The sequence below is a fragment of the Streptomyces sp. NPDC007808 genome (genome assembly GCF_042868655.1).
Taxonomy (GTDB): domain Bacteria; phylum Actinomycetota; class Actinomycetes; order Streptomycetales; family Streptomycetaceae; genus Streptomyces.
On the sequence record NZ_JBIAEQ010000001.1, the window covers coordinates 1,421,985 to 1,447,173 of the forward strand.

Annotated in this window: 12 protein-coding genes and 3 pseudogenes; 4 read left to right on the forward strand and 11 right to left on the reverse strand. The window is 68.1% G+C overall.

The features are described from left to right. Window positions 1–272: 272 nt before the first annotated feature. Window positions 273–515 carry a hypothetical protein gene (locus ACFYNL_RS06125; protein WP_388797111.1) on the forward strand — a complete coding sequence of 81 codons (243 nt, stop codon included), beginning with the start codon at window positions 273–275 and terminating at the stop codon, window positions 513–515. A 258-nt stretch (window positions 516–773) separates the two neighbouring features. Here the strand turns inward: ACFYNL_RS06125 and ACFYNL_RS06130 are convergent, their stop codons facing one another. After that, window positions 774–1,031: a hypothetical protein gene (locus tag ACFYNL_RS06130; protein ID WP_388797114.1), complete on the reverse strand. Its 258-nt coding sequence runs from the start codon at window positions 1,029–1,031 to the stop codon at window positions 774–776. Between the two features lie 1,017 nt (window positions 1,032–2,048). Between ACFYNL_RS06130 and ACFYNL_RS06135 the strand changes: the two genes are divergently transcribed. Then, window positions 2,049–2,588, forward strand: a complete 540-nt coding sequence (locus ACFYNL_RS06135) for a site-specific integrase (RefSeq protein WP_388797117.1) — start codon at window positions 2,049–2,051, stop codon at window positions 2,586–2,588. 75 nt (window positions 2,589–2,663) lie between these two features. On the opposite strand, the gene ACFYNL_RS06140 is transcribed toward ACFYNL_RS06135, so the two are convergent. The 6 genes and pseudogenes from ACFYNL_RS06140 to ACFYNL_RS06165 all read right to left on the reverse strand — a co-directional run. Beyond that, entirely contained in the window at window positions 2,664–3,887 is a 1,224-nt protein-coding gene (locus tag ACFYNL_RS06140) for an aldo/keto reductase (protein WP_388797120.1), read from the reverse strand. Between the two features lie 10 nt (window positions 3,888–3,897). Then, a complete protein-coding gene (locus ACFYNL_RS06145; protein WP_388797124.1) occupies window positions 3,898–5,403 on the reverse strand; it encodes a hypothetical protein in 1,506 nt (501 codons plus the stop codon). After that, the gene (locus ACFYNL_RS06150) at window positions 5,400–5,663 is read right to left on the reverse strand and encodes a hypothetical protein (RefSeq protein WP_388797127.1); all 264 of its coding nucleotides are present in this window, start codon (window positions 5,661–5,663) and stop codon (window positions 5,400–5,402) included. Before ACFYNL_RS06150 ends, ACFYNL_RS06145 begins: the two co-directional genes overlap by 4 nt. A 330-nt stretch (window positions 5,664–5,993) precedes the next feature. Continuing rightward, window positions 5,994–9,024: pseudogene (locus ACFYNL_RS06155) on the reverse strand (Tn3 family transposase). Between the two features lie 418 nt (window positions 9,025–9,442). Further along, window positions 9,443–10,105 (reverse strand): HNH endonuclease family protein, encoded by a 663-nt coding sequence (locus ACFYNL_RS06160; protein WP_388797130.1) that lies wholly within the window; start codon window positions 10,103–10,105, stop codon window positions 9,443–9,445. 286 nt (window positions 10,106–10,391) lie between these two features. Then, window positions 10,392–10,574, reverse strand: a pseudogene (locus ACFYNL_RS06165) (pentapeptide repeat-containing protein); the annotation flags it as partial. 5 nt (window positions 10,575–10,579) lie between these two features. On the opposite strand from ACFYNL_RS06165, the gene ACFYNL_RS06170 reads away from it, so the two are divergent. Next, entirely contained in the window at window positions 10,580–10,705 is a 126-nt protein-coding gene (locus ACFYNL_RS06170; protein WP_388797133.1) for a pentapeptide repeat-containing protein, read from the forward strand. On the opposite strand, the pseudogene ACFYNL_RS06175 reads toward ACFYNL_RS06170, so the two are convergent. Further along, window positions 10,702–10,833 (reverse strand): annotated as a pseudogene (locus ACFYNL_RS06175) (DUF6233 domain-containing protein); the annotation flags it as partial. The gene ACFYNL_RS06170 and the pseudogene ACFYNL_RS06175 sit on opposite strands and share 4 nt — an antisense overlap. Before the next feature lie 839 nt (window positions 10,834–11,672). Next, the gene (locus tag ACFYNL_RS06180) at window positions 11,673–12,224 is read right to left on the reverse strand and encodes an EF-hand domain-containing protein (RefSeq protein WP_388797136.1); all 552 of its coding nucleotides are present in this window, start codon (window positions 12,222–12,224) and stop codon (window positions 11,673–11,675) included. 451 nt (window positions 12,225–12,675) lie between these two features. Between ACFYNL_RS06180 and ACFYNL_RS06185 the strand changes: the two genes are divergently transcribed. After that, the gene (locus ACFYNL_RS06185) at window positions 12,676–13,032 is read left to right on the forward strand and encodes a hypothetical protein (protein WP_388797139.1); all 357 of its coding nucleotides are present in this window, start codon (window positions 12,676–12,678) and stop codon (window positions 13,030–13,032) included. 905 nt (window positions 13,033–13,937) lie between these two features. Here the strand turns inward: ACFYNL_RS06185 and ACFYNL_RS06190 are convergent. Next, window positions 13,938–14,912: a hypothetical protein gene (locus tag ACFYNL_RS06190; protein ID WP_388797360.1), complete on the reverse strand. Its 975-nt coding sequence runs from the start codon at window positions 14,910–14,912 to the stop codon at window positions 13,938–13,940. Between the two features lie 1,046 nt (window positions 14,913–15,958). Beyond that, the gene (locus ACFYNL_RS06195) at window positions 15,959–25,177 is read right to left on the reverse strand and encodes a neuraminidase-like domain-containing protein (protein ID WP_388797142.1); all 9,219 of its coding nucleotides are present in this window, start codon (window positions 25,175–25,177) and stop codon (window positions 15,959–15,961) included. Window positions 25,178–25,189 lie beyond the last annotated feature (12 nt).

The following is a 25,189-nucleotide window of genomic DNA, read 5'->3' on the forward strand; positions in this document are numbered from 1 at the left end:
CACTACCTATCCCACTGGGACCGTTGAAGTCCAAGTGCTTCAGCCATGCCGTCGAGGAGCCAGGACAGTTCTTCGGTGCAGTCCAGTGCTAGGGGCGGTTCGGTTGATGGCTCTTGGCTGGAGTCGCCGTCCAGGACCTTTCTCGCCTCCGAAGCAAAGTCCATGAGTGCCATTCGGACGCCGACGCGCTGCCGTCCGCAGATAGCGAGGTATCCGGCAACCGTGTCGTCGGCGGGACCGACTGTTCCGGTGACGACTGCCGTCATCGCTGTGTGGAAGAGGACCAGTCCCTCCTTGACGCGCTTGGCCGCTGGAAGCACGGATGGAGGCCTTTCCTGCGGCGCACCGGGTACGCCCTCGTGGAGACACGCGACTGGCTGTGGGATCTCACCGACCAGGCCCTGCGCAAGTATCCGTCCACCCTCTCAAGCACTTTGATCGGGCAGGAGGTCAGCCGCGGCGGCTTCGTGCGGCTGGAGCCACAGCCTGCGCTGGAGCGTGCGAGCCGCGGCTGATGACGGAACGCGGCACGGCCAACGGTCGACGCGATGCGCGAACTGGACCGGATCGCCGACGAGCGCGAGGCGCGGGCCGCCCGCGCGCGGTGACGGCCGGGGGATGGAGACCGCACCCGCACACGAGGGCGCTCGGCCCCCTGGACACTCGGCCCGGGAGATCGCTCCGCGCGTGAGAGGAGTGAGGACAGGTCTCGTGGCCCGTCCAGCAGCCTCGCGCGGGACGGCCGCGCCCCTTTGTCAGCGTCGGCAATCTCGTCAGGGCCGTTGTGCGCTGTCGGCGACGTGAGCGTCGAACCGCTCCGTCAGCACACGCAGCTCCTGTGCGGTGTCGTCGACCTTCTGTTCCGTGCGGGGCACCGTGTCCTTAATCGAGCCGCCCCCGTTCGGGACCAGTTCCGCCACGGCTGCGGCTATCCCCACGATGCGCCGGTTGATGCGCCACGCCCCACGGGCCAGCGCCCCGAGCGCCAGCAGGGCGCCCGCCCCACCGCCGAGGTAGATGAGTAGATTCACGGGCCACTCACACGCCTCTGTGCGATGCGGGGTCCAGGTTCGCCGGCAGTGTGGAGGCCGTGCCCTTCCGGCCGAGCCGCCCGGCCACCCACGACTTCGCCGCCGCCGCGACGACCGCGGCTGGAGCTGCCCACCACACCGGCAGCTCGCCGAGCTGGAAGACGGTCAGGCCGAGCGCAGCTTCGGCGCCGGTCCAGGCCCTGTTCTCGTATAGCTACGGCGAACGGACATGTAGCGCTACGTGATGCTCGGGGCCTGGCCGGCGTGAGGGCCGGTGGTACAGCGGTTGGCGGTAGCGGCCATCCCGCTTCCCTGTCGGTCTATCGAACTACCGACCGCTCACGGCCCGCCAGGGTGGTGCCGCTAGATGCCGGATTTACTGCGGCAGAGCCCCTACCGTGATCATCACGACCTGCGACGGGCCATTCCGGCCGCCGGGGCGAGGTGTACGCATTTACTGCGGCAGTGCCGGAAGGGTGGGGGCGGCGTGACGATCGAACCGGCGACCGAACGCGGGAGCGGGGGCGCACTTTGGTTGCCGCACGCTCGGGTCGTGCCCCTGTCCGCCCCGCCGTCGTCGTACACCGCGGCGGTCGAGCGGTACCTCACTGGCGCGGGCATCGCGAAGTCCTCCGCCCGGATCTACCGGATCTCGCTGACGACGTGGGGGTGGATGCTTGCCGGGGAACCGGCGCCGACCGGTCTGGCCCGCCGGGGCGCGAAGCCGCCCGTCCTCCCCGTCGCCGCGATCGACGATCCGGCGCTGCCGGAGGTCCTGGCGGAGCTGGCGGCAGCGCGGGCGGACGAGATGGACGCCGACACCGTCAACCGGGAACTGTCCATCGCACGCAAGGCGATCGGCTGGTGGCAACGCCAGGGCTGGATCGACGGAGACCCGACGATCGGCATCGAGCGGCGGCCGGCACCGCCGGACCGCACCAAGGCTCTCGCGGAGAACCAGATCACACCGCTCTGTGGCGCCTGGACGTCGCCCTCCGGGAGAAGACGCAGTGGAAGATGCTCTACGAGTCCGCCGCCCGGGCCGACGAGGTGCTGTGCCTCAACGTGGAAGACCTCCACCCGCAGGACAAGCGCGGGAAGATCACCGCCAAGGGCGGGGCGACCGAGTGGATTCACTGGCAGTCCGGCACCGCCCAGCTGCTGCCCCGACTCATCGCCCGCCGTACCCGCGGCCCGCTGTTCCTCACCGACCGCAAGGCCCCGGCCGGAACACCGACGCTCGACGTGTGCCCGGAGACCGGCCGCGCCCGGCTCTCCTACCGCCGCGCTGAGGAGATCTTCGAGGAGAACACCCGGCTGCTGGCCAACCCCCTCGCCTCACCCGACGACATCGAGGACCTGGACGGCTGGACGCTTCACCGGCTACGTCACAGTGCCCTGACACACGACGCGGAGGACGGCACCTCTACCCCGATGCTGCTGGCCCGCTCCCGCCACGCATCCGTCCGCTCCCTGGAGCGGTACGCCCGCCCCGGCGTCGACGCCGTCGCCCGACACGTCGCCGAACGCGACCTCGCCGCCCGCCGGAACCGCTGAAACTTCCAAGATCAACTATTGGCGACTTCTGGGCTCACCTCGGCGATACCCCTCTTCGGGAAGCACACCAAAGGCTCACTGATGGAATGCGGCACGGTACTGTTTGGGGCTCAATGGCGGAGACAACGCCAGTGCCGTGTTGTCGGCCACATGGCGGGTGTCGCGCATGCCGGTCAACGCACAGGTCACGCCCGGTGTGGAGCGAACGAACTGGAGTGCACGCTGTGCGTCTGTGGCCAAATGAGGCAGTGCGTGGGTGATCCAGCCGGGCAGGCCTGCTGTGCTGCGGCCCTGCAGCAACGAGGCGCTTGCCATAACAGTGATATCGAGGTCACGAGCGATATCGAGCACCCCGCGGTCGCTGTCGGCCAGTGACCGCAATTCGTCGAGCATCCCTAGATTCACGGGCAGTTGAACGAAGCGGAAGCGGTGAGCCTCGCCGCCGATCTGCCGGGCTGTGGCTTCCAACGATTTCAGCGACAGAGACCCGTCGAAGAAACCATCCCATGTTGCGATGCCGTAATGGCTGATCAAGCCCTCGCTCGCGGCTTGCTCAAGGCGCTCGAAGGCCCGCCGGATACGAACGCCGAAGGTAGATGCGTCGATGAACCGCAGTTGTGTTTCGGGGTTGTGCAGGTAGTACACGTCGACGCGCGTCAGGCCCAGGTTGCGGCGGCTGCGTTCAAGCTGGTCCATGAGGAATTCCGGTGCCATGCAGTGCGCGTCGCCGGCGATCTCCCCCTCTCTCAACAACTCACGCGACAGGGCTCCAGGGACGAGGTAACCGCCCTTTGTGCATACCAGCACGCCGTTACGGCTGCCGCCATCCTGCGCGACGAAGGCGCGGAGTGCAGCGCCTACGCTGCGCTCGGACCGTTGGTGACGGTAGTTCAAGGAGGTGTCGATGACGTTCACTCCGGCACGGAGTGCAGCTCGGACCGCGGAGAAGTATGCCGCATCAGTCTCATCGTCCATTGCACCTCGATAGGTGCCGATGCCCACGCTTGATAGCCGGAGTCCTTGGGCCTCGTTGTAGAAACCGACGGCGTGCTCACTAAATGAGGCCGCGAACTGATCCGTCCCCTTTCTGTCCGCGGCCCCATCGAGTGTGCCGGTCACCACCGGAGTCGCCGCCTGTACGAGTCTCAGGTGCCGTTGTGGCTCTGTGCAGGGCGAAGCATCCCGCCCTTTCATCAGATCGAGTTGACGCTCCAGGTCTTGCAGCTCGCCAGCGCTGAGCGACTTCCCGCTCCGCAGGCTGTCAAGGATTGAGCGGAGGCCAGGGTGGTGGACTTCCACATTCTCTTCCTTACCGGCCGAGGAGTTTCCTGAGTGCTTCGCTGGAATCCTCCACCATCCGCCTGACGCGGTCGTCAGCAGCGCCCGATGAAGAAAGGGCGTACCTGTCTGGGCAGGCACGGAGGAGTGTTTCGGCGATCAGTCCTCTGACGGAGGCGAATCGCTCAAAGCTCTCTTCGTTCCCGATCGAGTCGAGAGCTTCCTCGAAGGAGGTGAGGTCGTACCCGATCGTCTTCAGCACCGAGCGAGCACAGTCGAGTTCTCCTTCCAGGAGGCGAGAGAACTGCGGGAGGAGCTCGGCGTCGACGGTATGTGCTGCAGCCATCGATCGGACCATGGATGATTCCCGCCAGTACCGATCGAGAAGCAAATGCACAAATGAACCCTGGACGATGGGGTTTGAGTCGACGACTTCCAGTACCGAATGCAGCCAGTCGACCATTTGACGGCCGGCCAGTCCCAGCTCGGCCCAACACTGTTGGCGAAGCTGGTCGCCCAGGTAGTGAGCGCGGGCGAGTGCTGTATTCGGGCCGACCATTTCGACAGGCCCGTATCGTGCGGCGTACTGCTTGTCACCGGCCGGTTCCCGTGCCGCCCTCGCGAACAGTGCGAGGTGGGCATAGACGTGGAAGGCCGCGAGCGTCCGGTGGACATCCCAGTAGTTTCCACGGGTCGCGTCCGGCATGTTCCACAGCGAGTGGACCAATGGTGCCTCCGCCCGTGCGAAATCCGGGACGAGCAGAGTGTGCCCTGCTCGGATGTCGTAGAGCTGCTGATGGAGCGATTCGTGAAGGATGTGCTCAGCCAGAGCCCAGACGTTGGACAAGGTTCTCTGGCTGAGGAAGATCGTTCCACTGATCCGGAACTCAGAGCTGGACCGGGTCGTCGCCCATCGCCCGGAGGGGGAGAAGACGGCCACCAGGTGAGTGTGGCTCAAGACGCTACGGGAGACGTTCGGCAGCACCTCGTCGAGCAGCCTGACTGCGTCCGCCAGCACAGTCTTCTCGTCGTCGCTGGGGGTGTGGAGCGTGAGGCCGTAGTGAGCGTCCACGATGCTGCGGAATGCCTCAGTGAAGAGTGTGTCGGGACCGTCCTCGCTCCATACCCAGCCATGAAAGGGCTCCGGGCCCACCCGATCGCTCAGGGTGGGACCGATCAGTCCGGGAACCTCATTCTCAAGATTCTGGACGGCGCCATTGAGAATGGCATGGCAGCGTTCTGCGGGCATACCATACGGAATGCCGTCCTCGATCTGCACGTGCCGATGCTGGACTGCGCACCGAAACACGGTGTCACCCATGACCCGATAGCAGGTATAGGGATCCGTGTGGTCCAGGGCGTCGAGGATTTCACGAGCGACTGGCAGTCTGTCGGACATGCTTGCGAGTCGGCGCTTGTAGCACTTGTGAAGCTGACTCGTCACATACTCGGAGTTTCCGAACGGGTAGTTGGCGAGCAGTTCATCGAGCTCATTGACTGGCAGCTCCCTGGGAGCCGGTTTCGAGACGGTGCTCATGACGATTGAGACTCCTCTCCGGCTTCACGCCCTTCGTAGGTCTTGTCGAGGAAGCCCTTGAGCTCTTCGACTGATGTGTGGTGCTGTGAGTAGTGCGACCCCGGAGTCGAATGCGTGTCATGGTGTGTGGCTTCCGCGATTGCGCTGTTCTCGAGAAGGTCGATGTGCTGCTGAAGCTCTGCAACTTCTTCCAGCGTCAGAACCGACCTTGCCCGAAGCTTCTTCAGGATTTCGTTGATAGCCTGCGATGAATCGGCCATGACAAACTCCACTCTCATGACGAGCGAGAATTCTTCCTTGATTCGTGTAGGCGCGGCGTGGCCTAACAGTGTTCGCCCTCCTACCGAGCCAGTCATGAAACCGGAACCTCAAGGTCGGGAGCGAATCAACTGCCACCTGGAGTGCGGCTGGTGACTTCCTTAGAACAACCTAACTCGAACCTAGTGGAGCCGCACATCGGGTGACGCAGTGGAGTCCGTCCCCGAAATCAGTAGACGAGGCAACCATCGCGTATTTCCAGATTGAATTACCGTCAGCACCCTCGCGCCGACCGCACCGTGATCGTCTCACCGGGATTTCCTGTACCCCAACTACTCACACCCGGTAGCCGACACCCGCGAGTCCGGCGCCATCCGAGGACCGGGCACGGTGGCCGATGGAGTGAGGTCGAGCCGGTTGTTCATGTCGAGCTCGAACCGGCCGTAGGGGTTCACGTGGGTCCAGAACAGCGGGGAAAGCGCCCGCCGGTCGGCGGCAGTGAGCGTGTCGGCCCACTTCGGGTCGGCGAGGACCTGCTGCATCAGCAGCGTGTTGACGTGGACCAGGGCGGACTGGAGCAGGTGGAGCGCGAGCATGGACACCTCCTGGGACTCCTTGTCCTGGCCGGCCAGGTCGCCGTCCTTGCCGTAGAAGAGGTCCTTGTTCGCGCTGTTCCAGTTCTCCACGACCTGCAAGCCCTCGTGGATCTCCTGCCGCAGCTCAACGTCGGCGAGGTAGTCGCAGACGAACGCCGTACGCACCGCCCGCCCGAGCTCCTCGATCGCCTGGTAGGTGGGGTGCTTGGGGCCGCCGCGGGTGAAGCGGCGCAGGACCTGCTCGGCCTCGGCGGTGCCCAGGCGGAGCGCGGTGGTGTACTTCACGATCTGGTCGTACTGCTGGCGGATCTGGTCCCAGTTGATCGTCTTGGTGGACAGCACCGGCGCGAGGTTCGGCCAGTTGTCGTCCTCCCCGGCGGCCGGCCGGTACAGCCGGGCAGAGACGATGTTCTTCAGCCTCGGCATCAGCTTGAAGTCGAGCATGTGGGCGAAGGCGAAGCCGACGATGGACGCGCCGTGGGTGTCGGTGTACTGCCGGTCCACTTCCATGTCGGTGCAGTGCCGCAGCACGCCCTCGATCATCGAGGCGACCTCCGAGGCCGAGCAGGACTTGAGCTGGGAGTAGATGCAGACCGACTTCCGCTCGACGTGCCAGTAGATCATCACGCCGGGGCCGCGGTAGCGCTGGTGCCACTCGGTCATCAGGTTCGAGGACCAGGCACCGAACTTGCGGCTGTCGGAGGCGCAGCGTGCCGGAGCCCCACCACATCTCGTCGCGGGCGGCGAAGGTGGCGTTGACCAGCTTCACCAGCGCGGCACGCATGTTGGTCCGGTTGACGAACAGGTGCCGCACCCTGCGCAGCGTCGCCTCGGACTCGCCGTGCTTGCCAGTCACTGCGACCCGCTTGATGCCCATGTTGGTGCCCAGTCCGAAGAGCACCAGCAGCAGCCGTCGGCGCAGCACGTCCTTGGACAGGTTCTCGCGGGTGGCGCCCGAGGTGAACTCGGCGATGAAGTCGGTATCGAAATCGGCGTACTTCAGGATGTCCAGCAGGTCGATCGTGCCCCAGCGCCGTTCGATCTCGGCCTTGATGGCCACCAGGGACTCCGGCTCCTCCTGCCTGCCGCGCGGGGAGATTCTGATCCACGGTTCGCCGTCCTTCTTGACGATCGCGACCCCGCCCGTTGTGCCCTCGGCCAGGGCCTGCTCGAAGCGGTCCAGGGACGTCCGGAGCCTGCCCTGGAGCGCTGTGATGAATTCGCTGGCGTCCTGCGGCTGGCCCAGGGCGGCGTAGTGGACGTCCCGGTTGTCCTCGAAGTCGGCGGGCAGGTCGTCCTCCGGGTTGCGCCACCGGTTCGCGCCCACCACCCAGATCTCCCGACGGCGCAGCGCGTCCCGCAGACTGACGAGCACGCACAGCTCGTACGGGATGCGCTCGACGCGGCCCTTGTCGTCGACGACCGCCGCCCGCCACTGCTCGGGGACCACGCCCTCCAGGGGCACCGTCTCGGCCGGGTCGAAGAACGCGCCCTCCTTCAGCGGTTGCTCCAGGTACCGCTTGAGCAGGTCGATCGCGTCCATCACCGGCCGGTAGGCGGTGTTGTTGCACTTCAGCTCCAGCGCCTTCAGCAGCGGCGACAGCATCCGCCGCCAGTGCGCCGAGTACGACGACCGCAGCACGGTACGCACCCGCGCCTTGTAGCGGGCCTCGTTCGCCGCGGCCTCTGCCGCCAGCGCCTTGAGCGTCTTCTCCCCGCCAACCACCGGGAAGATCACCCGCCGCACCGTGCCGGACGGCTCCGACAAGGCCGCCTCCGCGACCCGCAGCAGCATCGCCTCCTTGCCGCGGACCTTCTTCAGCTCCGCCCCCAGCTCCTTCTCAACCTTCCGCTCCGCGCGGGTGTTGATCTTCAGTACGAGCTGGATGAACAAATCCACCAGCGAGTCGGTGATCTCCGTCTGCCGGACATGGCACAGCGTGGCCAGCAGCGTCAGCCGCCGCGGCGGCTTCATCCGCTCCAGGTTCGCCGGGTACTCCTTCGACGCACGGGCCCGCCAGGCGTCCACCAGCTTCTCCGACACGTCCGCGAACAGGTCCGTAGGCAGGTCCAGCCGCCGCACCCGCTCCAGCTTGTTCACCTCCGCAAGCAGGCTCTCCAGGCCCGGGGCGCCAGGGTCCGTCTTCAACTCGGTGAAGTGCGACCGCCCGCCCCCAGCCACCGCGCCCTCGCCGTCCGCGCCGTGCTCGGTGCCGTCACCCGCGATCAGATCTTCCAGCCGCGATCGGGTCGTGTGACTGAGCCGGTGCGTGCTGCGACAGAACCGCTTCTCGAAGTCCTTGATTGCCTTGCCCACCAACCGCCGCACCTGCCCGGGCGCCGGCGGCTCGATATGGTCATTGCGGCACCGTGCCACCACGGCTGCCGCGAGCCGGTCACGGGACAGCTCCACCGGGCACAGCTCGGTAGCCAACCACGCGGCCAGCCGGTCCTGGTCCTCCTCGGTGTTCGCCCGGAACCCGTACGCCGCCCGGATCTCGCCCCGGTGTCGCTGGATCGCCTTGCTCTGCCAGTCGTAGTCCGCCCACGCCTCTGCGGGAACCTTGACCTGCTGGGCTACGTAGTCCACCGCGGCGGTCGGCACCTCCTGGGCCGACTCGGGGAACCGGGCCTCCACCTCGAAAAACTTGAGCAGCAGCGCGAACCCGAGCCGAGTCGCCCCGGACTTGTTCCGCACCCGCTTCATGTCGTCTTCCAGCAGCGTCCAGACCTCGATCAGGTCCTCCGGCTCCCAGTCCTGCCGCACCCCGTACTCCTCGCCCCACGCCCGAGATCACTCGTTCAGCTCAACGTGGCGCCAGGCGAGGGGAAACGACGACCACAGCAGTCACATAGCGCTACATGTCCGTTCGCCGTAGCTATACGAGAACAGGGCCAAGATGGCGCCGGACCAGATTGTTCGAGGCATGAGGGACCTCCGCGACTGCCCCGAGCAGTACCAGCGTAATCGGGGCTGCGCTGCGCAGCCGGGGGCCATAGCGGGAGGCGGGATGGCTGGGGGCGGCCCCTTCCAGGGCGCGGTGTCGGGGCTGCCCGAGGCCTCGCCGTCCTGTCACAGAGCAAGGCATGACAACGCTAGGGTCCCGCGACGCCCTGTGCTTGCTGGGTGGCCCGGTTGGGTAAGCGAGCCGAGGGCGAAGGCAGGCAGCGGGGGCGTGGCATGGTCAGGGGGCGGGGTCGTAGGTCACCGTTTGGCCGGGGCACGTTGCCGCGACTTCGTCCAACGCGGTTAGTTCGCTCTCGTCGGCAGCGAGTGACCAGCGAAGCTTCGTGCCCACCCACTCTGCGAGGTACCGGCAGTGGGCCGCGGGGGCGGGTGGCAGCCATTCGGCCGGGTCCTGGTCGGCTTTGCTGCGGTTGGAGCGTGCGGTGACGGCGACGAGGGAGGGCTCGGCGCCCTGGTCGTTGGCGTAGGCCTCGCGGCGCTGGGGGGTCCAGGCAGACGCTCCGCTGTCCCAGGCTTCGGCGAGGGGGACCATGTGGTCGATGTCGAGACCGGACGCCGACGTGACAATGACGTCGTCGTAGTAGGACCACCAAGTGCCTGCGGTCAGGCGGCATCCGGGGCCGATGACGGGCGGTTCGATGGCCTCATGGAGGAGGACTTCGGCGCGGGTGTTGCAGCCGTCGGTGGGGTTGTCGCCGGCGTTCCAGTGGCGGAACCTGTCGCGGCTGTAACCGTCGCGGGACTCGGTGGCCACCGGCAGGACGGCGATGGCGTCGGCAAGGGGCAGGGTCTCCGCGGCGTGAGCCGGCGCAGAGAAGGTGACGGCAGGCAGGACGGCGAGGGCAGCAGCAGCGAGGCCGCGAAGCACAGCGTTGACCATGTGCCGTTGATAGCCGCCTACAGGGGGCGCGATGAGCGACTTCCGCAGGGCGCCGCCCGTGTGAGTGGAAAGGTCATACCGGAGAACGCGCTCGCCCCACGCGCCTTACTGCCGCGATGAGTTGCTGACCGCGAACCGTGTCCGGAACTCGGTGGCGGGAGGGCCGGTTCTCTCAGAGAGCTTCGCCTCCCCGCCCGGAGGCGGCGGCTTGTGAGGGCATAGGCGGAAGACCACCGAGTTGTGTGTGACGTTCAGGGCCTTCTCGAAGCGTTTGCCGGGCTCGGTGTCAGCGTTTGACGCGGTTGCGGATCGCCAGAAGGGCCAGGGCGAGGAGGATGGGCTCGGCGAAGCGGGAGGCCATCTCGGTGTAGATGCCGGCGGTGGTCAGGTCCTGGCCGGAGGAGCGGAACACGACGGAGTTGACCACCGTGCGCAGGGCTTTCTCGAAACGGTCGGTGGTCAGTCGGTCGGTCCTTGCTCGCTCGAACCCTGAGCAACGCGGACCTGACCAATGCGGACTTCCGTGGCGCCAAGCTGACCGATGCACAACTGAAGGGCGCCAAGCGGACCGGTGCGCGGGGACTCCCGCAGCAGGGCTAGCCGTCGAGGTAACCGAGCTCCGAGTCTGGCCGGCAGTGCGGGCAGGCGTCGATTCCCTCGGTGAGCGCGCGCAGCGCGGTGCTCCGGTCGACGCCCTTCGAGCGCTTTCCGGCCATGTGGCAGCCGCCGACGTTGTCTGTTCTGCAGGCGTGGCGGCCACCTCGTGCTCGGCCGGTACGACCAGACCGGCGGCTTCGCCGGTGGCCAGGAGATGTTCAACGGTGCGCCAGCCGATGCGCAGCCGGGCGGGTAAGTGGAGTGGCGCTAGATCGTACGCCTCGTGCGTCACGGTCCACCCCTGCAGCCCTGCGCGATACGCGCGCCTCCTGGGCGCGACGGTCAGCTGCTTCATCTCCGAGGACGCCCGGCTCAAGACCGTCCGGGCCCAGCTGATGCCGGGCGAGGTGTCACTGTGACCCGCTCGCAGGCCTCCGCCGAGGCCGCACGGCCCGAAACGGGCAGCCGGGGCGAGTGCGCCTGTCGCCTGAGCAGTGGGACCACTGGTTCCAGACCGGCTGGCCCACCGTGGTCAGCCACAAGGAAGCCCAGCTCTTCTACGACCACGTCACCAAGGCCCGGGATGTCCGCCGTGGACCTGGCGTGCGGCAACGGCCAGTGGACCCGGCCACTCGTCGCCTGCGGGCCACCGGACTCGACTTCTCCGCCTGGCTCTGTTCACGAGTTTGAGCAGCGTTTGTTCATCAGCTTGGGAGGCGCTGGGGTCGGATTGATGTCGAACACCAGCGAGCGGTGCCTGCTCTGGTCGGTCCTGCCGTGCCGGCGTCAGGCGCGATGTGGACAATGCTTGCGAGGCCGAAGACCTGCCCCCGTACAGTCGAACGTGGTCCGGGTCCGGAACCACCATCCATGGTTCCGGACCCGGACCGCGTTCAGGGTGCGACGTCAGGGCCCCGTCGGGCGAGGGGCATGCCGTCGAGGCCTTGCGTGCCGGTCGATAGCCCGCGTGTCAGCGGGACAGGCGCCCGAAGATCAGGCTGCCCGGCGCGTCCAAGTCCGGGGAGTAGAAGAACTCCCTGACCGCGCGGAGGAACTCATGGCGGCTGATGACTCCGTCACCGTCGGTGTCAAGGTACTGGAAGGCGCCCATGGCGGCGGGATCGGTGATCTCCCAGACTTCCAGGTACTTCTCGAACTCGGCCTTGCTGATGGTGTTGTCGCCGTCGGTGTCCATGACGTCGAAGATGGTGTGGGCGAGGCCCTCGACCATGTTGAAGCGGCTGGTGTCCACGCTCGCGGCGCGGTTCGCGTGGTGGAACTGTTCCTTGGACAGACGGTCGTTGCCGTCCGCGTGACGCAGCAGCTCCGACCAGTACATCTGGTAGGCGACCGTGAGCGCCCGGGCCGTGCGGTGACGTTTGTCGATCTTGTAGGTGCTCAGGTAGCGGTCGACGATGCGCTGATAGTCGGCCCACTCGACGTAGCCGTCGTTGTTGGTGTCGGCGGCGCCGAACAGCTGGTCCAGCTTGATGTTGATCGGGTCAGTGGTGGCGGTAGCCATGATCGCCCTTTCGCGGGAGTGATGTGGCGGGCACGTCGACGCGCCCGCCCCGAGACTAGGTGTCATATCGCCACAAAACCCATTTAAAGCCCACGCCGCGAGCAAGATCGCTCAATGATGCGAACCCTCCTCTCGGCCGGTGTGACCTCGGGCGGATCGGGTATCGCATCTCGTTCCTACGCCAGCTGTCGTTTGCCAGCGACATTCGAACGGCCCCCCGACCCACGCCGCTCAAAGTCGCGAAGATCTGCTGTCCGTTCTCATGAACAAAGCCACGCCGGACGTACTCACTGAGCGCGCAGGTCCGGGATGTGGTTGTAGAGCGTGCTGCAACAGGCCCTTTCTACCTGGTCGTTGACCGGCCATGACGGCTGGAATCCCACGCGATCGCCCCGACGCGAACCGGGTAGCCTCGATCCTTCGGACGATCAGACGATCAAGGGAGCACGTGTTGAAGAAGCATCGGGGGATGCCCCTGGCCGCGAGCGCTCTGGCCCTGGCAATGGTGGGTCTCACCGCAGGCGGCGCGCAGGCCGCGACGCACACCTACAGCGGCGCCAAAATAACGTTCTTCCCGCGCGGTGAGGTCCTCCAGGTCGAGGACACCAAGAACGACGGCCGATACATCTACGTCATGGGCCAGTACGCCGGAACGAACATCAACATCACGCCCTTCTGCAGCACCCGAGGCGTCAGCATCAACCGCTGCAACTACGAGATCAAAGAGGGCAAGCGGGTGAACTTCCTGGCCTACTCGATCAGGGGCACGGACTGGAGGCGTCTCGGCGACTTCTACGAGACGGCCTGATAGGCGCACGGCCGCCCTGCCCAAGTTGAGGTCCGCCTGACTCCGCCCGCCGCCTTGGGCCGCTCGGGCGGCATCCATGGCGGCGGCGAGCGTCTTGTGATGGTGGCGGTGCTGGTAGACGGTCGTGCGTGAGATGCCGACAGCGGCCGCGGCGGGCTTCCCGGTCACTCTCAGCGGCAACTTTCTGTACCTCACCTACTCACACCCGGGGGTCTGTCGGCCGTCCGGTCCCGGGGGCACTTCACCGCGGCCCGCAGCGGCGTCCTACCTATGGCACGCCCAGCCCCTGAACCGGCCCCCAGACCCCTCTATCGAAGCGTTTTCCCAGGTCAGACCCGACACCCGGTTTTCCGGTTGTCGGGTCTGACCTGCGTAAATGGTTCGTTTCCGCAGGTGGGACCGACAACCGGGTTTCCCGGCACCTGGGGGAAGGCCGGTGCTCCCTTTAGAACACTGGGTTGTTAGAAGACGAGAGTGAACACAACAGCGCCTTGCGGCGCGTGCGCTGCTGGTGACGCCCGGAGGGTTAGGTACCGGTAGTAGCGCGCGAGCGCGTGTGAGGCGGCTCCGCCGCGACCGAACGGCGCCAGACAGTTCCCCTCCCCCGAAGAGATCCATCCGACCGGCCGGTGCGTCTGGAATACGCGACACCTCAACATGTCATGGGAGCTCCCTAGCCCCGAGGGCACACTCGCAGGACCGCCAGGGCCCATCGCACCCCTCGGAGATCCCTGGGCTATCGCGTAGAGAGTCGTTACTTCAGAGAAGTCACGAGACCGAAGCTGATCGCACCGCTCGAGATGGTTCGCGGCACGGTGGACCTCCCGCAGATCGACCCCGAGCTGGTCCAACCTATGAGCCGCCTTCGCGATCGGCACGACGAAGCCGAGCGCGCTCCGGCCGGGTTATCTACAGGCTCGCGCGAGGCAGCTGCTCTGGTCGAGGTCGGGGGACGCGATCGATCGACTGCCCGAGTTCATGGCCGACACCGACTGTTCGAAGGCCGGATTCAGCTCCCGGTGCGTCAGACTGCCAAGACCCGCAACCACCTCGCCGACCAGCGTGCGAAGCGCTGAACGATCCTTGCTGTCGGCCATTCGCCGATGGTCGCAGAAACCGCGAGGAACCGGCAGCGGGTCCGTGCTGGAGAACTCACTTCCCACGACGTCCACGCCCGTCCTCTGGGCTACCGCCTCCGTGCCCCCGGGATGACGGCCACGCGTACTGGTGGCGAGGGCGGCAGGGTAGAGCACCTGGCGTCCGTAACGGGCGCGGGCGCGATCGGCGACGGCTTCGATCGCAAGGGGCTTGTCGTCGCCGGCGTCGAGGGTGAGCTGCCGGGTGGCCCGGTCGGCGGGACGAAGGGCGTCGGCGCGCAGGGCGATGCTGCGGACCCGGGCGCGCTGGAGACCGAGGGAGTCGTATACCGCATAGGCGGCCCGGGCCAGGAGGACGGTGTGCTGGGTGGCTTCGGGCAGGGTCCGGCTGCGGCGGCTGGCGCTGAGATCGGCGTAGCGGACCGTGCACGTTACACCCGTGGCGATCTGACCGGAGGCGCGGAGGCGGGCACCGACGTCATCGGCGAGGGCGAGCAGGACGCGCCGGTGGGCGGCCGGGTCGAGCTCGTCGCGGACGAAGCGGTGCTCCGTGCTGAGACTCGCCGGGGCCGGGGTGGGGTCGACGACCGTGGTGTCGCGGCCGTGGGCGTGCTCGTGGAGGGCGCGGCCGGCGCGGGCGCCGAGGAGGCGCTGCAGTGTGGCCTGCGGGACGTCGGCAACGTCGGCGACGATGTGCAGGCCGTAATCGGCGAGCGTCGCCGCCGTCCTCGCGCCCACGCCGGGCAGTTCCCGTACTGGCCGGGGCCTGAGGAACGCGGCGATCCCTCGGGCGAGTCATCGATGACGGTGCGCCGGCCTGGCGGGGTGAGGGCGCAGGCCATGACGGCGAGCATCCGGTTGCCCGCGCACCCCGCAGAACTGTGCAGGCCGAAGTGGGCGAGCGCACGCAGCTGGACCACTTCAGTCAGGGCCCGGGCGCCGCGCTTCCTTCTCCGGGGCCTCGCGAGCGTGCGAGTGAAGCAGTCGCAGCTCAGCGGCAGTCAGCGTGACTGTATCGGGTGCAACACCTGTGGTGCACGGACTCGTCGTCTGGTCTCAACGAACCTTGTCGGGGCCTGCGGGCCCGGGGCAATCCGGTAGACATGCGCGTGGGACCAGACGTCGCGGCGCGCGTTGTCGGTTGGGACTTGAGAGGACCAGCCTCCGAGGCGGCCCAGTTCGCCGTGAAACTCGCATGCGAAAGCGGCGGGCAGGATGGCGAACCCGTGCTCACGGAGGAGTTTGCCGGATCCGTACACCTCGAACTCGTCTCTCCCCAGCCGGTTTCGATGCGTACAAGGTCCCGACCGCCCTCGCTGTAGTCGACGACATTGATGGCGTGCTTGTCCTCAGCCCCGCTGGTGAGTTCCGCGATGAGCAGTTCGGCCTCAGTGCGGGAAGCGACATCGGCAGTGGAGTACGGTGCACCGTCCGGTTGTGGGATACAGGACCTCGCGGATGCTCCGGCCGACTCCCCATCGTCCGGCGAAGCGGCTACGCGGAAGGTAAGGCAGGGCCGGCTTGAGGTTCCCGGCGAAGCGGTTGGGAACGGTGCCGGATGCGATCCGCTGATGGCGTTCCTTGATGCTGGGTGGTGCCGCTGGAGCGCGACGCTCATGCCGCGCCACGACAGTCGCGGCGCTCCGGTGGTTCCTGCTTCCCGGGCATACAGCAGCAGTTCGTCCCAAACGTTGTCGGTCGCTTAGTAGCAACTACTGTGAGATGGGTTGAAGCCGAGCAGACGGATGCCGACGGGCGAGGCGGAGACCAGAGGGTGAGACGCAACGCAGCGTCTACGCAAGTGAGTTGGGATGCTCCGTGCTTTCCTTTCAACTCTCAGGGCTCTCCGGTTCTGTGCCGGTGTCCATCTCTGACAGCAGGGAACGGGCTTCGGGGTCCAACGGGCCGGCGCGCTCCAGCCAGTACCGCGCGCCGGCCTGGTCGCCGAGCTCGCGCAGGACGCGGCCGAGGTCCCGCTGGGCGGCCGGATCCCCAGCATGAGCAGCGCGATCCAGCCAAGCCACCGCTTCCTGGGGATGTCCGCGTTCGCGCCAGAGCAGTCGTCCAAGGGCGTACGAGCCCTGTGGATCGAGCGCACCCTGGCGTAGAGCGGCCTCAGCGGCGTCGATCTCCTGCCGCTCCCACAAGAGGATCCCGAACCGGTACGCGGCCCGTACGTCGCCCAGGTCCACCGCGGTCCGCAGCCATTCCTCCGCCTCGGCGAAATCGGTCTCCCTCAGGCGCTCCCACAGGGTGTACGCCGCTACCGCGTCCCCGACCGCAGCCGCCCGACGCAGATCGCGGTCCACGGGAGCGCGCGGGACCGTGAACTGCACGTACAGGAAGACATCAGCAAGCTGCGCGGAGTCGAGGGCAGCGCCGGCCGCCGCCGGCTTCAAGTCGCCGCCATCAACTACCTGAATTTCGTGCGTGGTCAGCAGGTTCCCTCCGAGTGCGGCCAGTGCGTCGGCGGCCGGCAGGCCACCCGTGGTCGGGTCACTGGCGAATCCCGTCAGCTCGGTACCGTTGAGGGCAAGGCGCAGCCCGTTGGGGGCGGCATTTCGATGCGTCCGCACGGCAAGCCGCGCGTTCTGCAGAGCAAGCGCCCGGTCAGCGAGGAAGTAGGGCAGGTGCCGGCCGGTCAGCTCCAAGCTCGCGGTCGTACCCGCCGGGCCGGCGAGCAGTCGGCTGAAGGCGCTGGGGAAATCGTGGCGCAAGCTGAAGACCCGGGTGAGTGGCTGTGTCGCCAGAGTATTGGCGAGGGTGATGCCGGCCGATGATTCCGGGTCCTCGACGGCGCTGCGCAGATTGTCGTCCGACTTGGCGGTGTAGGAGATCTCCATGATGAGATCCCGGGTGGTCCAGTAGTCCCAGGGACGGAACCCCTTGGGCACCACAAGGTTCCACGTGCTGAAGACGGCCCCCGCGCCCGCGAACGGAAGCCGCAGCGGGTCCTCGAAGTCGAACCGGAACACGCCGCCATCTCCGCGACCGCTGCTCGCCGCCATGACGACGGTGCCCGACAGTGGCATCGGCGCCGGGGCCGCCGCCGGATCGGGTGTCGTCCGCAGACTGCTGCTCAGCAACCGGAGCGTCGCCCCCACATTGGTGTACGGACCTGTCACCGAGGGGATCGTCAGCCGCACCCCGCGGATCCGAAGGTGGTACAGGCCGGGATAGGCGAGCTTGAAGAACAGTTCCGGCAACGTGAAGGTGCACTCACCGGTATGTGCCAGCGACAGCAGCGCGGCCGGGTCGATGTCCGCCAGCGAGAACGACTGCGTGATCTCGATCCGGCGCCGTTCGGTTTCGATGAACCTCCGCTGCATCGCCTCCAGGTCGCAGGAGAGTTGCATGCCGGCCAGTAGTCCGGCCCGCCCAGGATCCCAGTACGCGCTGGGACTGCGCAGCGTGACCGGGGTCGGGTCGTCGTCGCACTCGTAGGCATAGGCCCGTTCCGCCATCCTGGCCAGGCGGTACGCCGAGGCGAACGATGTCCGGAGCAGAGGGAGCAGCGTCCGGGACTCGCTCTCGAAGAGCTCGGTCCTGGTGAACCGATCCTGGTAGAACTCACGGACTTCAGCGTTCTGTACCCGCGTCCGTTCGAGGACGATCTGTTCGCGCTCGGCGATGTCGCGCTGCAACTCGGCCGCCCGTATCTGGTGGTCGATCTCGGGCAGTTCATGCTGTGTCTGCTCGAGCTCGAACCGCCAGTCCTCGTCGCGCCGACCGAAGCCCGCCTCCATCGCGGCGGTCGCGCCGACCGAAGCCCACAACGAGCCTGCCGCCCGAGTGACCGAGGCGAAGCTGTCGAGTGCGTCCCCTACCTGGTGGCCGCCGTACGTCAATGCTGTGGGCGCACCCAACTGCGGTAAGAGATGGGCGACCCCGGCGGCAGTGCTGAGTGTGGCCTCGGCCGCCTGCGTGGTCACGGCGGCGTACTGAGCACTGCGCTGCACCCATTCCTGCGGACTGAGTCCCGTGCTGAGCAGTGTCTGAAGGTGGTCATGCCGGGCCTGCACAGCTGCCCGTCGCCGCTTGAGGGCGTTCAGCGATTCCACTGCGGCGTCGTACTGCCACTGGACGGCACTGGCGTTGAGCGTGATGAGCTGAAACGCCTGCACGGCGAGCATTTCCTCCAACTCCCCGGATTCCTTGCGGTCGATGGCCCCGCGCAACGCACTGTCGTAGGCCTGGACCACCCCCGCGTGCTCCTTGGCCCGCTCTATGACATAGCTGAAGCGGTGCGCCGGCACCTCGCCGTACTGGCTGTCGAGCAGGTCCTCAGGGGACAGACCGTCCCGCTGTGCCCGCTCCAGGAGGTCCAGGGGGAGTTCGGGCGCGAAAAGCGTCAGGTCGCGGCGAGCGCCGGTGATGTCCTGGCAGTGCCGCAGCTTCCACCGACGGTCCTCGAGGCGGGTCCACAGGTCGAGCAGCCGCTGGTTGGGCGGCACACAGAAGCCGGAGACGATCCGGCGCACGAGCGTGAGGCCGAGGACCGGGCCGTGTCGGCCGTTGCCGCCGGGCGAAGGCGTCATGGCGGGACCCGTTGTGTTCCAGCCGGCCGAGAGCACGGGATCGGCCGCGTCGTCACTGCCGGTGTTCCCGTTCTGGGGCAGCAGTCCGGGGTCCAGGGTGAAGCGTGGCCGGGGCCGGTCCGGGGTCGGGCCGTTCCGCAGCCATACCCAGTGTTCGAGTTCGGTGAGGAAGACCGCGCCGCGCCGGAGGCCGTCGCGGAAGGTCTCGTAGGTCGGTGCCACCGCGGGGCGCCCCCCGCATTCACCGAGCTCCGCGGGACGTTCCCCGAGTACGTCCGCGATGGTGGCGCACAGGAGCCCTGCTTCATTGAGGCACTCCTGTTCATTGAGGCTCCCCTGCTGGAACTGCGCGAGCAAGTCGTCGACCCTGTCGAGCTCAAGCGTCACGTAAGCGATGAAGACCGCCTTCTGATGGGCGCTCAGCCGCATCCGGGCGATGGCATGTGCGTTGAACGGGTCGCGGCGGAGAGCCTCGAGCGCCGGGCGGTCGGTGAGAATTCCGCGCAGCGTGGTGCGGTCGAGGTTCCTGAACTCCTGGTAGCGCCAGACGCGGTCCTTGCGGCGGGCCGCGTTCTGGGCGGGAGTGCGGGCCGGGTCGTCGGGTATGACCTCGGCCGCCGTCGGGTCGAACAGGGCCTGGTGGTACCAGCGTCGGGCCTGCTCGTAATGGCTTCGGCGTGCGATCAGGAACGGGTTGTGGAAGAAGATCTCCCGGTAGTAGGCGCCGTACGGACCTTGGAAGTCGATCCTGCCGGAGACCACGGCGTTGTCGATCGGCGGACTCCCGACGGCGGGGGTGAAGGCAGGGGCCGGTTCGGCCAGGGCGGTGCGCTGCCACTCGAGGTCGAGCAGGCCGGCCACGCCGCTGGTGAACAGGCGGCTGGCCATCTCCCCGGCGAGTGAGGTGCCGAGCGAGCGGATGAGGAATCGGCCGGGCCGCACCGTCGACTGGACGAGATACCGCTGGGGAGGGAGTGCCGGGCCCTGTCCGAGATGGAGGACGGCGTCGCTGAGCGAGCCGTTGACAGGGCTCAGGGAGGAGTCAAAACCCAGCAGGAGCAAGGGCGTTCCGGCCCGCTGCCGCCGCGAGAACAGTTCGACCCACGGCTGTTCCGGCCGGTCGGGGCGGAGCCGGAAAAGCTGGGTGAGCCGGTTGTGGTCGGCCATGACGGCGGCGAGTGCCGCGTTGTCGAACACGGGCAGCGAGAACGTGGTGCGGAGCATCACACCGACCGGCTCTATCTGCGGCTCGGACAGACACAGCAGGGGGAACAGCGGCAGCGGTACGCCGTTCGCGGTGCGCGCCTCCGCGTTCACCGTCCGGAACAGCGTGCCCGGCAGGAGCACGGACTCGGTGTCCACCGGGGCGCTCCGCTTGGTGAACGGGTCGACAAAGGCGCCCATTTGGTACCCGGCGCCCGCCACGAAGAGCCGCTCGCCCCATGACTCGGGAAAGACTCGGTCCCATTCGAACCCGGACAGGGTGTAGCCCTCGCGGGCCTTGGTGTGCGCGACAACGTCGTAGCGCGGGGTGAGAAGGGGTGCGAGGCCGGCCTGGCCCAGCAGCCCCGGGTTGGCGAAGACGCCGAACGGCCCGAGCCGCAGCATCTCCGCCCAGTCCCGCCCCTCGGCGAGCGGGTCGTCGACCACGCCGTCGCTCTCCCCGAACGGCGGCGTGCCGTAGAGGCTGACCCGCTGCGGAGAGGTCCAGCCGCCGTCGAGGCGGAGGCTGGTGAACTTGAGCACGGTCCGGTGCGCGTAGCCGGAGAAGACCGAGGTGCCCTCGATGATCTGGTTCTGCGAGGTCGTGGTGATTTCGACCCAGAAGACGTACAGACGTCCCGCGTGCACCACCGGGGCGACGGTACGTACCGGGATCTGGACGTCGATCGGCTGCCAGGGACCCCAGACCGTGCCGGTCACTGTGTTCGGCCGCACCCCGTGGTGGGCGTTGTCGACGGCGCGGTAGTAGTAGTTCGGCGGGTCGCCCGGGGTGACCCCGAGCAGGTGCAGGACATCCTTGTCCGCGCCGATGTCGTGGTACGAGCCGGCGATCTCCAGCCCGGCCAGCTCGTTGAAGCCGGTGAGGTAGCGGGAGTACGCGTCGAGCACGGCCTGCTCGTCGATGTCCTTCTGCAGCAGGGTGTCGGCGAACTCGTCGAAGAGCGGCGTCTTGTCGTCATGCACACCGGTCAGGTGGTTCTCGGTGTGCAGATATACGTCGCCGGCCAGTTGCCACGCGCGGCGGGTGCGAATGCGTCGCAGCTCCTCCCGGGGCGGCCAGCCCGGTTGGACGTGACGGTTGCCCGTCTCGTCCTGCTCCAGATTCATCAGGACGCGGTTCAAGTAGAGTTGCAGGCTGCCGGTCGCCGCGACCACTGGCGAGGTGGGGAAGCAGCCGTCGACCTCGACGTCGAGCAGGAAATAGCGGTGGAGGTCGGCCCGGTCGGTGAACGGCGCGGGCGGCACCCAGCAGGCGTCGGCCACCGCGGAGAAGCCGCGACTCGTCACGGCGCGGTCGCGCTCGGCGTCGGAGACCGTGAGGAGCTCCGCGGCGTACTCGCCGGTCAGCCGGTGCAGTGCGGTCGAGCCGGGGACGGCGGCGGGGTAGACCCACCCCGCGGTTCCCTCGTCGTGGTACGACGCCATGTCGATGTACCGGCTCCGCTCGTCGTCGGAGGTCGTGTACAGGTGGTAGATGTTGCCGTTCTCCTCCTGACCCGCCAGCCGGTGCAGCGGCACGGTGCCGGGCTGCTGCTGTGGGAACACCTGGCAGATGTCGCCCTCGGAGACATAACCGGCGGTCGCGACAGCGGAGTTCCGCTCCTCGTCGGACGTGGTGTAGAGGTAGTCGCCGATGACCGGGTGGTACAGGCGGTGCAGCGCCACCGTGCGGGTGGGCGCGGTGAAGACCAAGTAGTCGGCCAGGGCGTCACGTCGGCGGCCGAGGATGCGCCCCTCGAAGGGTGCGTACTGCTCGCTCCACTGGGCGGGATCGGGGTACTTCGCGTGGAACGCCGCGAGCACCGCGGCGCCGCCGGCCGCGAGATCGTCGTACCCCGGTGCGGCTATCCGCGCGAGCGCCGCACCGTCGACACCGATCCGCGCGGCGGTGCGGGCGGCGGAACGCAGCCGGCCGAAGGCGGCGGTCGCCGTGGCGGGCAGGGGCAGGTGCGCGAGGAGGGCGGCCACCTCTCCTGGGCCGGCGTCGAGCAGCCGGGTCAGCGCGGCCTCGCTGCCGGCGTCGAAGCCTGCGGGAGCGGTGAAGCCGCCGAGCACCTCACGCAGATCGGCGCGTCGCGCCGGCGGGACCTCTTGCGCGAGGCGGCGGTACGCCTCCGCCCGGCGGGCCGCCTCGATCCCGGTGGCCGCGGGCGCGGCGTCGTCCAGAGCGAACAGGCCGCGGTGGGTGCGGATGAAATCCACTGTGGCGGCGTCATAGGCATCGGCGCGGAACAGGGCCGCGAAGGGCAGGACCAGGGCGGCTAGTTGTTCGACCGGGGTCGCCGGGCCATCACCGCGCAGCGCCCGCGCCAGCGCCGGCGCGGTCAGTGAGGCGCCGCACAGCCCCAGGAGCGCCGTCGACTTGGCGCCGTCCATGGACAGGACCGCCGCTAGCGCGGCCGGTGCGAGTGTCAGGGGGTGGCGGGCGATCAGAACGCGTCGCAGCGCCGGCTCGTGCGCCGTCAGCTTGGACGGAACAACGAGCGCCGTCTGCGGATCGAAGTCGTCTGCCAGCCGCATCCGGCCCTCACCGAGGTCCACGAAGGATCCGGGGTTCGCGGCGAATACGGCCCGCGAGTCCTCCTCGCTGACGCCGGGCACCTCCGCGAAGAGCGCGCCGGTGAACACCGCCGCCGCCTCCCCCCGTATGCGCGCGATCAATTGACGTGCGACGCCCTCGGGTCGAGGCCGCCGGCTCGTGGCGGGCAGGGGCCGGCCGCCGGCGTACGCCAGGTCGTCGAGCAGCTCCGTCGGGGACGGGCCTGCCGCGCCGTCCCCGAGCCAGGCGTGGAACTCCAGCAGCGCGGCCAGATCGTCCACTGAAGAGACATGGCCGCCGGCCACACCCGGGGCCAGCTCGAGCACACGGAACAGCGCGGGGAGGGGAAGCCGCAGCCACTCGGCGAGCCGGGCGTGCCGGGCGAGCAGGGCGAGATTCTCCCTGGACAGCACGAACGCGCGCGCGTCCTGGGCGGCTCCGGCGGACAGGTCCACGCCTAGCGGCGCGGCGAGTTTGCAGATCAGCGTGAGCAGTCCGCCGGCATCGACCCGCAGACCCGCGACGAGCCGGGGCAGCGCCCAGTCGGCGGCGGTCGCGGCATCGGGGGCGTCGCGTAGCCCCGGGTGCACGAAGCGCAGATCGCCGCGCGGCAGCCGGCCGCCGAAGTCCAGCAGCCCGGGCGGGTTGAACTGCCGCTCGAACAGCGGCGCCGGGAGCGGCCCGAAGAGTCCGACGAGCTCCTCGACCGGCCTGTGAAGCTGCTCCTGTATCGCGAGGAGGCGGGTGATGCAGCGCAGCGCGGCGGCGTCGAGGCCTGCTGTCAGACCTTCGTCCCGCAGCGCAGCGAGTACGAGATCGAGTTCGCCGATCGACCAGGTGAGCGCGCGCCACAGTCGGGTGAACCGGTGCAGTCGGTCCAGAGCTTCGGAGCTCGCCCCGGCCACGTACTCCATGTCGTTCTGCACGCTGTCCGCGCTGCGTCGCCCGGCCTGGACTCGCAGCCCGCCGACGAAGGCGGTGCCGAGCAGGGCGCCGAGGTCGTCACGGGTGACGGCGGTGGTCCGGTCGGCCGGGGGCGTCGGGTCGGCGGCTGTCTTGCGATACGCGGCCGAGACGGCACGGAGCAGCTCCTGGGCGTCGAGCGGCCCGAAGGCCCCACCGACCAGGGGGAGCGCCATCCGGTAGACGCGCTCAAGGAACGCGTGAGACGTGTCCGGCGTCGTGATCAACTCGTGTTCCCGCTGCGACAGATGGAGCTTGGCCGCGGCGACGCGATCGGGGTCCGAATCCATCAGCTCCGCGATCGCGCCGCGCGTCTCGCTGAAATGCGTCAGCAGGATCTCGGTCTGCTCCAGCGGGATCAGCAGTGGCTGCGCGAATGAGTCGGCCGCGGTGGCGATCCGGTCGCGGTAGACGTGCCGCCCCACGGCGGTGCGGTCGCCGAGCGCGCCGGCGTATCCGGTGCCGGACGCGATGTGGTCTTCCAGGACTCCGTTGACGATCTCCAGAAGGGGGCGCTCGGTCTCCGTGTTCTCGCACGTCAGCTCCAGCTTCCACAGGTCGGGGCGGCGTACGCGCAGATCGAGCGGGTCGGTGCCGATGGCCTCGGGGAAGCCGCGGGCGATCAGCTCGGTCTCCACAAAGAACATGAGGTCCACGAAATACGCGGCGGGGCCGAGCAGGGACGAGCACGGTTCGCAGCGGCAGAAGTCCTGCTCCCCGAACAGCTCTTCGTACCCGTCGATACGGCGGAACAACTCCGCGGCGCTGGGCGCCAGGTTCGACACCGCGAGCGAGGAGAACCCCGTCCCGGTGGTCTCCAGCACCGTGCCTACGGCGTTCGCGGTCTGCTCGACCACATGGCTCGCCTTCGCGAAGTACGCGGCGGCGGTCTTGTCGGGCAGCCCCGACCGACTGCGGAATCGTTCCTCGCCCTCGGCGACCACGCTGAACGCGGAGTCGTATCCGGCGGCGCGCAGCGTTGCGGCATCGTCCAGGCCGTCGCTGAGGGCGAGCGTGCGCAGCCATGCCTTGAGGCCGGAGAGCGCGGCCTGCCGGTCGGCTTCGGAGAGGTCGCCGAAGTCGAGTTCCTGAGCGGCAGGGCTTTCGGGGGAGAGGTCGAGGCCGACCAGCTCGACATCCGGGTTCAGCTCGATGAGCTGTGCGACGAGCAGGTCGGACGCATCCTCGCGCCCCGCGAGGTGGGCGGCGAGGGCGTCGGTCGGGAACGCGGCCTGCAGCCGCTTCCTGAGCACCCGTGCGAAACCGGCGGAGTCCAGCCCGTGCGGCGGGGCCACCCCGGCTTCGTCCAGGCAGAGTTGCCAGTCGCCGTCGTCCAGCGCGACGAGGCGTCGGACCGTGCCGAGCCCGCCTTCGGGAGTTGCGTCGAGCCCGCTCCGCACCGCCTCGGCCTGGGCAAGGTCCCCGCCCATGAGTCGCTGCACGGCGATGGTGAACCCGAGCGAGCGGGCGTCCTCGGCACTCACCTGCCCGTCGTCGACCATCGCGACGAGCCGCGCGTCGTCGAGGCCGTCGACAGCCGCGGCCCCGGCTGCGGCGAAGACGGCGTCGGCGGCCGCGGTCTCCACCCCGGAGGCGGCGGCGACCCGCTCGAGGCGGGCCCGCGCCATGAGCTCACCCAGTACGGGGTTGGCGGCCAGGGGCACGTCGGCTGGCAGTGGCGGATCGGTCTCAACCGTGCCGATGATGTCGATCAGTTCGGCATCGAGTTCGGCGGGAGTGAGTGCTGCGGCGGCGTCCAGCCGAAGAAGATCATCACGTCGCACTGTCCATCACTC